Origin of the sequence: Sphaerisporangium melleum (assembly GCF_014646695.1) — a bacterium.
Lineage (GTDB): Bacteria > Actinomycetota > Actinomycetes > Streptosporangiales > Streptosporangiaceae > Sphaerisporangium > Sphaerisporangium melleum.
Map to the genome: position 1 here is coordinate 143,402 of NZ_BMNT01000010.1, position 13,111 is coordinate 156,512.

Here is a 13,111-nt window from a genome sequence, read left to right on the forward strand (position 1 = left end):
CTCGCCGCACTCCTCTGGGCCCCCGCCGCTCCGGCGCGGGCGATGGGGCCATGCGACGCGGGTGGCAACAAGATCACCTGTGAGAACACCATCACGGGTGCCGACCCCTCGGAATGGGACACCGATCCGCGGGGCACGGTCGAGGGCTACGGCGACCAGATGAGCGTCAACCTCGGCCAGACGATCAACTTCAAGATCAGGTCCGCCGCGCTCAACCTGCAGGTGGACATCTACCGGATGGGGTACTACCAGGGCAACGGCGCGCGCAAGGTGCTCACCGTGCCCGCCACCACATCCGTCTCGCGCAACCAGCCGACCTGCCCGGTGAACACCACCACCGGCGAGGTGGCCTGCACCTGGGGCACGGTCGCGAGCTGGACCGTTCCCACCACCGCCGTCTCGGGCATCTACTTCGCCCACGTGATCCGTACCGACACCGGGGACGACACCCACATCGTCTTCGTGGTCCGAGACGACGCGAGCACCGCCGACCTGCTGTTCCGCACCTCCGACAGCACCTGGCAGGCCTACAACTCCTGGGGCGACATCCCCGCCACCGAGGACAACCCGAACAAGGTGCTCAACAGCCTGTACCGCGGCGACAGCACCGCCGCGCCGGGCCGCGCGGTCAAGGTGAGCTACAACCGGCCGTTCAACACCCGCGAGTCCACCCCGTGGGGCCGCGACTTCGTCTTCGCCAACGAGTACCCCATGGTGCGCTGGCTGGAGGCCAACGGCTACAACGTCTCCTACATGGCCTCGGTGGACGCCGCCCGCGCACCGGCCACGCTGCGCCAGCACAAGACCGTGCTGTCGGTCGGCCACGACGAGTACTGGTCGGGCGAGGAGCGCTCGGCGTTCGAGGCCGCCCGCGACAACGGCGTGAACCTCGCGTTCTTCAGCGGCAACGAGGTCTACTGGAAGACCCGCTGGGAGAACTCCTACCGCACGCTGGTCTCCTACAAGGAGACCCACGCCGGCGCCAAGATCGACCCGGCGCCGAACGTCTGGACCGGCACCTGGCGCGATCCGCGCCTCAGCCCGCCGGCCGACGGCGGCCGGCCGGAGAACGCGCTCACCGGCACGCTGTTCACCGTCAACTGCACCTACGAGTCCAACGGCTGCGAGGCGATCCCGCTGACCGTCCCGGCCGCCGACGGCAAGATGCGGTTCTGGCGCGGCACCTCGGTCGCCGGCCAGAACTCCGGGTCGATCAGCATCCCCGGCGTCGTGGGCTACGAGTGGGACGAGGACGTCGACAACGGGTCACGTCCCAAGGGCCTGGTGCCGATGTCCAGCTCGACCGCGACGGCCGAGCAGGTGCTCATCGACTACGGCACCAACGTCGCGGTCAAGAGCGCGACCCACCGCATCACGCTCTACCGCGCCCCCAGCGGCGCGCTGGTGTTCGGCGCGGGCACCGTGCAGTGGACGTGGGGCCTGGACGCGGAGCACGACAGCTACAACGACACCGACTACAGCAACCTCACCATCAAGCAGGCGACGGTCAACCTGTTCGCCGACATGGGAGTGCAGCCCAAGTCGCTGATGTCCCCGCTGAGCGCCGCCACCAAGTCCACCGACACCACCGCTCCCTCGGTGACCATCACCGCCCCGGCGGCCGGGACGACCGTGACCAACGGCGCCACGGCCACCATCAGCGGCGCCGCCACCGACGGCGGCGGCGGGCAGGTCGGCGCGGTCGAGGTCTCCACCGACGGCGGCGCCACCTGGCACCCGGCCACCGGGCGCACGAGCTGGACCTACTCCTGGAAGGTCAGCGGAGTCGGCGCCACCACCGTCAAGGCGCGCGCCGCCGACGACAGCGGCAACGTCGGCGCCGAGGCCACGCGCAACGTCACCGTCGAGTGCCCGTGCAGCCTGTTCCCCTCCACCGCCGTCCCGGCCAACCCGGCGGAGAACGACGGCAGCGCGCTGGAGCTCGGCGTGCGGTTCGTCCCGTCGGTGAACGGCTACCTGACCGGTATCAAGTTCTACAAGGGCACCGGCAACACCGGCACCCACACCGGCACGCTGTGGTCGGCCACCGGCGACCCGCTCGCCACCGGCACGTTCGGCGGCGAGACCTCGACCGGCTGGCAGAAGCTGAACTTCGCCTCGCCGGTCCCGGTCAGCGCCGGGACCGAGTACGTCGCCTCGTACTACGCGCCGAACGGACACTACGCCGCCGACGCGAACTTCTACCGCTACCAGCCGCTGGTCAACCCGCCGCTGACCGCCCCGGCCGCCACCGTGAACGCGGGCAACGGCGTCTACCGGGCCGGGGCGGGCTTCCCCACCCAGACCTTCAACGGCGGCAACTACTACGTCGACGTCGTGTTCACGGTCAACGACATCTACCCGCCGGCCGCGACCTCGGCGGCGCCGGTGCCCGGCTCCTCCAGCCTGCCGACGACGGCGCAGCCCAAGGTGACCTTCGGCGAGCCGATCCAGGCCGGCACCGCGACGTTCACCGTCAAGGACACCACGCAGGCGAACGTCGCGGGCACGGTGTCGCTGGACGCCGCGCGCAAGACGCTCACCTTCGCGCCCGCCGCGCCGCTGGCCGCCGGCGAGCGGTTCACGGTGGCGGTGTCCGGCGCCAAGGACGACGCGAACAACACGATGACCCAGCCGTACACGTTCTCCTTCACCACGGCCAAGCCGTGGGCGGCGGGCGTGTGCCCGTGCACGATCTGGCCGGACGTCACCGTGCCCGACACGCCGAGCATCAACGACGGCGGCTCGGTGGAGGTCGGCGTGAAGTTCCAGGCCGCGGCCGACGGCTTCATCGAGGGCATCCGGTTCTACAAGGGCCCCGGCAACACCGGCACCCACACCGGCACGCTGTGGTCGGGCACCGGCGCCGAGCTGACCACGGCGACGTTCAGCGACGAGTCCACCCAGGGCTGGCAGGAGGTCTACTTCAGCACGCCGTGGCCGGTGACCAGGGACACCACCTACGTCGCCTCCTACCACGCGCCGAACGGCCGGTACGCGGGCACTTCGGCGGGCCTGGCGTCCGCGGTGACCGCGGGCCCGCTGCGCGCGCTCGCCAGCGGCACCAGCGGCGGCAACGGCGTCTACAAGTACGGCGCCACCCGGGCCTTCCCCGACCAGTCGTGGGGGGCCACCAACTACTGGGTGGACGTCATCTACACCAAGCTCGCCGACACCACCGCGCCGTACATCACCCTCAGGTCGCCCGACCACGGCGGCACGGGAGTGGCCACCGGCACGGCGGTGACCGCCACGTTCAGCGAGCCGATCGTCCCCGGCACCGCGGCCATCACGGTGAAGAACGCCGCCAACCAGGCGGTGGCCGGGTCGGCGGCGCTCAACGAGGCCGGCACGCTGCTCACCTTCACGCCGGACGCCCCGCTGGCGCAGAGCACGACGTACACCGTCACGGTGAGCGGCGCGAAGGACGACAACGACAACACAATGATCATGACATCGTGGTCGTTCACGACCGGCGGCCCGGCGAGCTGCCCGTGCTCCATCTGGGCCAGCAACGCCGTCCCGGCCAACCCTTCGGTCAACGACTCGGACGCCGTGGAGGTGGGGGTGAAGTTCACCGCCGAGATGGACGGCCAGATCACCGGCGTCCGGTTCTACAAGGGCGCGGGCAACACCGGCGTCCACACCGGCCACCTGTGGAGCGCCACCGGCACCCCGCTGGCCCAGGCCACCTTCGACAACGAGAGCGCCTCGGGCTGGCAGACGGTGCAGTTCACCACCCCGGTGGACGTGGTGGCCGGGCAGGTGTACGTCGCCTCCTACCACGCGCCGAACGGCCACTACGCGGGTGACGGCGGCTACTTCACCAACGGGCCGCAGGTCAACTCGCCGCTGACCGCCCTGGTCAACGGCGGTCCGGCCGGCGCCAACGGCGTCTACCGGTACGGGTCCGACCCCGGCTTCCCGACCGCCAGCTACAACGGCGCCAACTACTGGGTGGACGTGCTGTTCACCCCGTCGAGCTAGTCCCGTCATCCCGGTGCGGTTCGATCGGCGCGAGACCCGCGCCGGCCCGGACCGCACCGGAGCCGGCCGGTCGGCTGACCGGCCGGCACGCACCACCGAACGTCCGACCCGACGAGCAGGAGAGGAGAGCCGCGTTGACGTCGATCGGCCTTGCCGTGATCGGTGCGGGCTACTGGGGCCCGAACCTGGTGCGGAACGCGATGGCCACCCCGGAGCTTCGCCTGGAGTGGCTGTGCGACCTGGACGAGGAACGTGCCAGGGCGGTGCTCGGCCGCTACACCACCGTGCGGCCGACCTCCTCGGTGGAGGAGGTGCTGAACGATCCCGCCGTCCAGGCCGTCGCCATCGCCACCCCGGCCCGCACCCACTTCGACCTGGTGCGCGCCGCGCTGGACGCCGGCAAGCACGTCCTGGTGGAGAAGCCGCTCACCCCGACCTACGAGGAGGGGGCCAAGCTGGTGGCCCTCGCCGAGGAGCGCGGGCGGGTGCTCATGCTCGACCACACCTTCTGCTACACGCCGGTGGTCCGCCGCATCCGCGAGCTGATCGCCTCCGGCGAGCTGGGCGAGGTGCAGTTCGTCGACTCGGTGCGCATCAACCTGGGCCTGGTGCAGCCGGACGTGGACGTGCTGTGGGACCTCGCGCCGCACGACCTGTCCATCCTGGACTTCGTGCTCCCGCAGGGCGTGACGCCGATCGCGGTGGCCGCGCACAGCTCCGACCCGATCGGCGCCGGCCGGCCCTGCCTGGCCTACCTCACCCTGTGGCTGTCGTCGGGGGCGATCGCGCACGTCCACGTCAACTGGCTGAGCCCGACGAAGATCCGCACCACCGTGATCGGCGGCTCGCGGCGCACCATCGTCTGGGACGACGTCAACCCGGCCCAGCGCCTGTCGGTGTACGACCGCGGGGTGGACCTCACCTCCGCGGGCGAGGACGAGCGGCGGGCCGCCCTCATCTCCTATCGCACCGGTGACGTCGTCGTACCCGCCCTGCCCGAGCGCGAGGCGCTGCGCGGCGTGATGAGCGAGTTCGCGGCGGCCATCGCCGAAGGACGCAGCCCGCTGACCGACGGCCGGTCCGGGCTGCGCGTCCTGGCTCTCCTGGAAGCCGCGGGACGAAGCATCCAGAATGACGGCAAGCGAATCGACCTGGGGGGAACCGCCTGATGATCTCGGCTCTGGAGAACAGCCGCTGCCTGGTGACCGGAGGCGCGGGCACGATCGGCTCGACGGTGGTGGACCAGCTCCTGGCCGCCGGCGCCGGCGAGGTGGTCGTGCTCGACAACTTCGTCCGCGGGCGCCGCGCCAACCTGGCCGCCGCCGAGGCCGCCGCCGGGGACACCGGACGGCTGCGCGTGGTCGAGGGCGACATCCGCGACACCGCGCTGGTGCGTTCCCTGACCCAGGGCATGGACCTGGTGTTCCACCTGGCCGCGATCAGGATCACCCAGTGCGCCGAGGAGCCGCGCCTGGCCCTGGAGGTCCTGGTGGACGGCACCTACGAGGTGGTCGAGGCCGCCGCCGACGCGGGGGTGCGCAAGGTCGTCGCCTCCTCCTCGGCCTCGGTGTACGGCCTGGCCACCGAGTTCCCCACCCGCGAGGACCACCACCCGTACGCCAACGACACCCTGTACGGGGCGGCCAAGACGTTCAACGAGGGGCTGCTGCGCAGCTTCCACGCCATGCGCGGCCTGGACTACGTGGCGCTGCGCTACTTCAACGTCTACGGGCCGCGCATGGACATCCACGGCCTGTACACCGAGGTGCTGATCCGGTGGATGGAGCGCATCGAGGCCGGCACCCCGCCGCTGATCCTGGGCGACGGCCTGGCCACCATGGACTTCGTCTACACCGAGGACATCGCCCGCGCGAACCTGCTGGCCGCGGCGAGCGAGGTCACCGACGAGGTGGTCAACATCGCCAGCTCCACCGAGACCAGCCTGCGCGGGCTGGCCGAGGCGCTGATGTCGGTCATGGACGCCAGCGACCTGGGCCTTGAGTTCGGGCCCGCCCGCGCGGTGAACGGCGTGACCCGGCGGCTGGCCGACGTGGGCAAGGCGGCCGAGCTGCTCGGCTGGAAGGCGGAGGTGGACCTCGAAGAGGGGCTGCGCCGCCTGGTCGCCTGGTGGCGCGCCGAGAAGACCGCGTGAACGACCTTCTCGTCTACGGCGCGGGCACGCGGTACGACGGGGTCAGCGGCACCGACCGGCACGTGGCCGACCGGCTGAGCGCCTACACCACCGTGCTGTACGTCGACCCGCCGCGCCCGGTCCGCTCGGGGCTGCGCGACCCGGAGACCGGGCAGGCGGGGCACGTCCTGCGGCAGGTGCGTCCCGGCCTGTGGCGGCTCAGCCCGGTGGCGCCGCCCGCCGCCTACCGCGCCGGCGTCGAGCGGGTCACCGCCGCGCTGGCCCGGCGGGCGGTGCGCGGCGCCGCCCGGCGCATCGGGGCCAGGGTGACCGGAGTGGTCGTCGCCGGGACCACCGACCTGATGGACGTCGCGCCCGGCGCCCGCACGGTGCGGTACGTCACCGATGATCTGGTGGCCGGGGCCGCGCTGATCCGCATGTCCACCGCCAGGCTGGCCCGCGCCGAGCGGCGGATGACCGAGCGGGCCGATGTGATCGCCGCCTGCTCGCCGCACCTGACCGAGCGCTTCACCAGGGACGGCCGGCCCGCGGCGCTGGTCGCCAACGGCTGCGACGTGGCGGCGTACTCCGGCGTCGACGACGCGCCGCCGCCCGCCGACCTGCCGGCCGAGTTGGCCGCCACGCCGGTCGCCGGGTTCGTCGGCCACATCAATGCGCGCATCGACATCGCCCTGCTGGAGGCCGTCGCCGCCACCGGGGCGCCTCTGGTGCTCGTCGGCCCGCGCGTCGGCGACTACGAGCCTGAGCGGTGGCCGCGCCTGGTCGTGCTGCCCAACGTGCACTGGGTGGGCCGCAAGCCGTACGAGGAGCTGCCGTCCTATCTGCGGATCATGGACGTCGGGCTCACGCCGTACGCCGACAGCGCCTTCAACCGGGCGAGCTTCCCGCTCAAGACCCTGGAGTACCTCGCCGCGGGCCGGGCCGCGGTCTCCACCGACCTGCCCGCCACGGCCTGGCTGGACGCCGGGCCGCTGATCGCGGTCGCGCGGACCCCCGGCGCGTTCGCCGCCGCCGTCACCGCCGGGCTCGGCACCCCGCGCACCGAGGACCTCGCCGGACGGCGGCGGGCCTTCGCGGCGCGGCACGACTGGCACCACCGGGTCCGCCTGCTGGCCGACCTGCTCGAACTCGACGTCAAGGAGGTGGCCGGGCGATGATCCCGGTGATGCGGCCGTGGTTCGGCCCCGAGGAGCAGACCGCCGTCGGCGAGGTCATCGCCTCCGGCTGGGTCGCGCAGGGCCCGAAGGTGGCCGAGTTCGAGCGCGCCTTCGCCGCGAGCGTCCAGGCCGGCCACGGGGTCGCCGCCTCCTCCTGCACCACCGCGCTGCACCTGGCGCTGGTGCTCGCGGGCGTCGGCCCCGGCGACGAGGTGATCGTCCCGTCGCTGTCGTTCATCGCCACGGCCAACGTCGTGCGCTACGCCGGGGCCACCCCGGTGTTCGCCGACATCGACCCGGCGACCGGCAACCTGACCGCCAAGACCATCGACGCGGTCCGCACGCCGCGCACCCGCGCGGTGATCGTCGTCCACCAGGCGGGCGTGCCGGCCGACGTCGAGGACATCCGCGCCGCGCACGGCGGGCTCGCCCTGGTCGAGGACGCCGCGTGCGCCGCCGGCTCGACCTACCGCGACCGGCCGGTGGGCGCCGGTGCCGGCCTGGCCGCCTGGTCGTTCCACCCGCGCAAGCTGCTCACCACCGGCGAGGGCGGCATGCTCACCACCGACGACCCCGAGCAGGCGGCCCGCGCCCGCCGGCTGCGCGAGCACGGCATGAGCGTCAGCGCCGCCGACCGGCACGCCAGCGGCTCCAGCGCCCCCGAGGAGTACACCGAGGTCGGGTTCAACTACCGGATGACCGACCTGCAGGCCGCGGTCGGGCTGGTGCAGCTCGGCCGGCTGCCCGGCATGGTGGCCCGGCGCCGGGCGCTGGCCGCGCGCTACCACGAGCTGCTGGCCGGCATCCCGGGCCTCGCCATGGTGGGCGACCCCGAGCACGGCACGACGAACTACCAGTCGTTCTGGATCGCGCTGCCCGGCGACTTCCCGATGAGCCGCAACGAGCTGCTGGTGCACCTCGCCGGCCGGGGCGTCTCGGCCCGGCGCGGCATCATGGCGGCCCACCTGGAGCCCGCCTACGCCGGCGTGCCCGCGGGCGAGCTGCCGCACACCGAGTGGCTCACCCGCAACTCGCTGATCCTGCCGCTGTTCCACCAGATGACCGAGGCCGAGCAGGACCAGGTCGCCGAGGCTCTGCACGCCGCCGCGCGTGCCTGACAGGTCCCCCGTCCCATCGTGTTCACCGGCGCGGCGTGCAGGCAGCGGCACCAGGCGGCCCGCCGAGCCGGTGGCACCCCCCTTCCCTGGAGAACCGACCGTGCGAATCTTGGTCTACCCGCACGCCATGGAGGTCGGCGGCAGCCAGCTCAACGCCATCGAGCTCGGCGCCGCCATCCAGCGGCTCGGGCACGAGGTCAGCGTGATCGGTGAGCCCGGCCCGATGGTCGCGCACCTCGTCGACGCCGGGCTGGAACACCTGCCGCTCGACCCGGGCCGCCGCCGGCCCTCCCCCGCCACCGTGCGGACGCTGCGCGACCTGGCCGCCCGGCGCGGCCTGGACGTGATCCACGGGTACGAGTGGCCGCCGGGCATCGAGGCGTTCTACGCGAGCCTGCGAGGACGGGCCACGGCGGTCTGCACCATCATGTCCATGCAGGTGGCCCCCTTCCTGCCGCCCTCGCTGCCGCTGGTCGTCGGCACCCGGGAGATCCAGGAGCAGGCGGCCCCCGGGCGCCGGCACGTCCACCTCATCGAGCCGCCGGTCGACGTCGAGGCCAACGCGCCCGGCCGCCCGGTCGAGGAGTTCCGGCGCGCGTTCGACCTGGCGCCGGGCCCGCTGGACATCGTGGTCGTGGGGCGGCTGGCCGCCGAGCTGAAACTCGAAGGGGTGCTCACCGCGATCGACGTCGTCGGGCGGCTGGCCGGTGAGCTGGACCTTCGGCTCATCATCGTCGGCGACGGGCAGGCCCGTGAGGAGGTGGAGGCGCGCGCCGCCGCCGCCAACGCCGCCGCGGGCCGCCGCGCCGTCGTGGTCACCGGCCAGCTCATCGACCCGCGGCCCGCCTACGAGGCGGCCGACGTTTGCCTGGCCATGGGCGGCTCGGCGCTGCGCTCGCTGGCCTTCGCCAAGCCGCTCATCGTGCAGGGCGAGCTGGGCTTCTTCGAGCTGCTCACCCCCGAGAGCGAGAAGACCTTCCTCAACCAGGGCTGGTACGGCCTCGGCGCCGGCGCCCACGAGGGCGCCCCGCGGTTGGAAGCCGCGCTGCGCCGTCTGCACGGCGATCCGGAGCTGCGCCGCGAGCTCGGCGCGTACGGGCGGCGCCTGGTCGTGGAACGCTTCAGCCTGGAGCGCGCCGCCCGCGTCCAGCTGGAGATCTACGAGCAGGCGATCGCCGACCGCCCCGCCGCCCTGCACGCGTTCGGCGCCGCCGCGGGCGTGCTGGGCTACAAGCTCCGCCGCAAGTACGCGCGGCTGCGCGGCACCCAGGCCCTGGACGACTTCAACGCCGTCGCGCGAAGCCGCACATGACCGGCGTCGACGCGACGTCCCTGCGCGGCCGGGCGGGCCGGGCGCTGGGGTGGAGCTTCCTCAGCACGATCGCGGCACGGCTCGGCACGCTGGCCATCGGGATCACCCTGGCCCGCGTGCTGGGGCCGGCCGAGTTCGGCACGTTCGCGGTGGCGCTCGTCGCGCTGCTCGCCATGCTGAGCATCAACGAGCTGGGCGTGAGCCTCGCCATCGTGCGCTGGCCGGACGACCCGCGCACCATCGTGCCCACCGTGGCCACGATGTCGGCCGGGTTCAGCGTCCTGGTCTGCGGCGCCTTCGTGCTGGCCGCGCCCGCGTTCGCCGAGGTGATGGGCAACCCCGCCGCCACCGGCCCGGTGCGCGTGCTCGCCATCAGCGTGGTCACCAACGGCCTGGTCGCCCCCTCGGCGGCGCTGATGCAGCGCGAGTTCATGCAGGGACGCAAGATGATCGCCGACCAGGTGGACAACTGGCTCGGCGCGCTGATCTCCCTGACCCTCGCCCTGCTCGGCTGGGGCGCGATGAGCCTCGCGATCGGCCGGGTCTGCGGCTCGCTCGCCGGGGGCGCGCTGCTGGTCCGCTTCGCGCCGCACCCGCCGCGGTTCGGGTACGACCCGATGGTCGCGCGCAGGCTGGTCCGGTTCGGAGTGCCGCTCGCGGGCGCGTCCCTGCTGGTCTTCGGCGTCGGGTACGCCGACCAGCTCGTCATCGGGCACGTGCTCGGCTCGACCGCGCTCGGCTTCTACGTCCTGGCCGTGAACCTGTCCGGGTGGCCGGTCGCGGTGTTCTCCCAGCCGGTGCGCGCCGTCGCGCCGGCCGCGTTCGCCCGGCTCCAGCACGACCGGCCCACCCTGAACCGCTCGTTCGTCGCGGTCGCCTCGCTGCTGGCCGGGCTGACCCTGCCGATGTGCCTGCTGCTCGCCGGCGCCGCGCCGCCGATCATCCGGTTCGTGTACGGCGCCGAGTGGGAGCCGGCCGCGGTCGCGCTCGCCGGGCTCGGCGTGCTGGCCGGGCTGCGCATCCTGTTCGAGCTGGTCTACGACTACCTGGTCGTCCTGGAACGCTCACGGGCCGTCCTCGCCGTCCAGGCACTGTGGCTGGTCGTGCTGGTGCCCGCGATGTGGATCGGCGTCGGCGCCGGCGGGCTGCGCGGCGCGGCGATCGCGCTCGTCGCCGTGGCCGGCCTGGTCGTGCTGCCCGCCTACCTGTGGATGCTGGCCCGGGCCGGTGTCCGGCTCGGCGCGTTCGCGCGCGGCCTGTGGCCCGCCGTGCTCGCCGCGCTCGCCGTCGGTGCGGTCGCCGTGCTCGCCGGGCGGTTCGCCGGCCCGGGCCTGGCCGACCTCGCCGTCCTGGCCGTCTCGGGCGCATTCGGCGTGCTGGTCGTGGCGGCGTACGGCTACCGCAGGCGCGCCGTGCTACGCGACATCAAGGAGGCCACGTGACCCCGCTGCTGATCGTCGGCGCGGGCGGGTTCGCCCGGGAGACCGCACAGCTCGTCCACGCCATCAACGACGTCTCCCCCACCTGGGAGCTGCTCGGCCACCTGGACGACGACCCGGCCAAGCACGGCACGGTCGTGGACGGCGTCCCGGTGCTCGGCGGCTCCGCCGAGGCGCTGGAACGGCAGGACGCGCGGGTCGTGGTCTGCGTCGGCAGCCCGCGCGACCACGCGAGCCGGGCCCGCCTGGTCAGCCGCCTCGGCCTGCCGCCCGAACGGTACGCCACGCTCGTCCATCCCGGCGCGAGCGTGTCCCGGACCTCCACCCTCGGGCCGGGGACGATCGTGCTCGCCCAGACCGTGCTCACCGCCGCCGTCACGGTCGGCGCGCACGTCAGCGTCATGCCGCACGTGACCCTCACCCACGACGACGTGATCGGCGACTTCGCCACGCTGGCCGCCGGGGTGCGGCTGGCCGGCGGCGTCCACGTCGAGACCGGCGCCTACCTCGGCTCCGGCGCCCTGGTCCGCGAGACGCGCGTGATCGGCGCCTACGCCCTGGTCGGCATGGGGTCGGTCGTCACCCGTGACGTCCCCGCCCGCGAGGTGTGGGCCGGCGTCCCCGCCCGGTTCCTGCGCCCCGCCGAGGTCACCCTTCCCCCCGATTCCCCGGAAAACATCCCCTCTTCCCAGGAGCAGCACTCATGATCCCGTTCGTCGATCTGCGCGCCGCGCACGCCGAGGTGGCCGAGGAGGTGGCCGAGGGCTTCGACCGGGTGCTCGCGAACACCGCGTTCGTGCAGGGCCCGGACGTCGCGGCGTTCGAGCAGGAGTACGCCGCGTTCACCGGCGTGCCGCACTGCGTGGGCGTGGGCAACGGCACCGACGCCATCGAGCTGGCGCTGCGCGCCCGCGACCTGCCCGCCGGCAGCGGCGTCGTGCTGCCCGCCAACACCTTCGTGGCCACCGCCGAGGCCGTCGTCCGGGCCGGGCTGCGGCCGGTGCTCGCCGACTGCGACGACGACCACCTGCTGCTCGACCCGGCCGCCGCGGCCGCCGTCACCGGCGAGGACACCTCGGCGATCATCCCGGTCCACCTGTACGGCCAGCTCGCGCCGATGGCCGCCGTCCACGACCTGGCCGCCGCGCGCGGACTGGCCGTGGTGGAGGACGCCGCGCAGTCACAGGGCGCCGAGCAGGCCGGCCGGCCGCCGGTGGGCCTGGCCGCGACCAGCTTCTACCCGGGCAAGAACCTCGGCGCGTACGGCGAGGCGGGCGCGGTGCTCGCCTCCTCACCCGAGGACGCCCGCGCGGTGCGGCTGCTCACCAGCCACGGCAGCGAGGTGAAGTACCGGCACGAGACGCTCGGCTTCAACTCCCGGCTGGACACCCTGCAGGCCGTCGTGCTGCGGGCCAAGCTGAAGCGGCTGGCCGGGTGGAACGAGCTGCGCCGCGCGGCGGCCGACCGCTACGCGGCCCTGCTGTCCGATGTCGAGGGCGTCCGGGTGCCGCGTACCGCGCCGGGCAACGTGCACGTGTGGCACCTGTACGTGATCCGGGTGCCCGAACGCGACCGGGTGCTGGCCGGGCTGCAGGAGGCCGGGGTGCAGGCGCAGATCCACTACCCGGTGCCGGTGCACCTGCAGCCGGCGTTCCGCCACCTGGGCCACGGCCCGGGGGACTTCCCGGTCGCCGAGCGGGCCGGGGGCGAGATCCTCTCCCTGCCCATGCACCCGCACCTCACCCCCGGCCAGCAGGAGCGGGTCGCCGAAGCCCTGGACAAGGTCCTGCGCCAGCTCTGACGGCGATGATGTGGACGAGCGTCGCCCGGCGGGTCGCCCGGCCCCTGACCGACCTCGGGTCCTCGAACCGATCTACCGGCCCGCACCGGGAGGCGCTCACCATCGTGGCGGGTCACCTGGGCTCCGCTCGGCGCTACCCGGGACC

At 73.5% G+C, this 13,111-nt stretch carries 9 protein-coding genes; all 9 read left to right on the top strand.

Going from position 1 to position 13,111, the window contains the following annotated elements:
* Positions 1-42 precede the first annotated feature (42 nt).
* A complete protein-coding gene (locus tag IEY93_RS39335) occupies positions 43-3,987 on the top strand; it encodes a DUF4082 domain-containing protein (RefSeq protein WP_189162898.1) in 3,945 nt (1,314 codons plus the stop codon).
* A 134-nt stretch (positions 3,988-4,121) separates the two neighbouring features.
* Positions 4,122-5,156, top strand: a complete 1,035-nt coding sequence (locus tag IEY93_RS11050; protein ID WP_189162899.1) for a Gfo/Idh/MocA family protein — start codon at positions 4,122-4,124, stop codon at positions 5,154-5,156.
* Positions 5,156-6,139, top strand: a complete 984-nt coding sequence (locus IEY93_RS11055) for an NAD-dependent epimerase/dehydratase family protein (RefSeq protein WP_189162900.1) — start codon at positions 5,156-5,158, stop codon at positions 6,137-6,139. Before IEY93_RS11050 ends, IEY93_RS11055 begins: the two co-directional genes overlap by 1 nt.
* The gene (locus tag IEY93_RS11060; RefSeq protein ID WP_189162901.1) at positions 6,136-7,296 is read left to right on the top strand and encodes a glycosyltransferase; all 1,161 of its coding nucleotides are present in this window, start codon (positions 6,136-6,138) and stop codon (positions 7,294-7,296) included. Before IEY93_RS11055 ends, IEY93_RS11060 begins: the two co-directional genes overlap by 4 nt.
* The gene (locus IEY93_RS11065; RefSeq protein WP_203968234.1) at positions 7,293-8,414 is read left to right on the top strand and encodes a DegT/DnrJ/EryC1/StrS family aminotransferase; all 1,122 of its coding nucleotides are present in this window, start codon (positions 7,293-7,295) and stop codon (positions 8,412-8,414) included. The genes IEY93_RS11060 and IEY93_RS11065 overlap by 4 nt, the downstream gene beginning before the upstream one ends.
* Before the next feature lie 100 nt (positions 8,415-8,514).
* On the top strand, positions 8,515-9,726 hold the full coding sequence (locus IEY93_RS11070) for a glycosyltransferase family 4 protein (RefSeq protein WP_189162902.1): 1,212 nt from the start codon (positions 8,515-8,517) through the stop codon (positions 9,724-9,726).
* Positions 9,723-11,168 (top strand): lipopolysaccharide biosynthesis protein, encoded by a 1,446-nt coding sequence (locus IEY93_RS11075; protein WP_189162903.1) that lies wholly within the window; start codon positions 9,723-9,725, stop codon positions 11,166-11,168. The genes IEY93_RS11070 and IEY93_RS11075 overlap by 4 nt, the downstream gene beginning before the upstream one ends.
* Positions 11,165-11,872 (top strand): acetyltransferase, encoded by a 708-nt coding sequence (locus IEY93_RS11080; RefSeq protein ID WP_189162904.1) that lies wholly within the window; start codon positions 11,165-11,167, stop codon positions 11,870-11,872. Before IEY93_RS11075 ends, IEY93_RS11080 begins: the two co-directional genes overlap by 4 nt.
* The gene (locus IEY93_RS11085) at positions 11,869-12,966 is read left to right on the top strand and encodes a DegT/DnrJ/EryC1/StrS family aminotransferase (protein WP_189162905.1); all 1,098 of its coding nucleotides are present in this window, start codon (positions 11,869-11,871) and stop codon (positions 12,964-12,966) included. The genes IEY93_RS11080 and IEY93_RS11085 overlap by 4 nt, the downstream gene beginning before the upstream one ends.
* Positions 12,967-13,111: the final 145 nt, after the last annotated feature.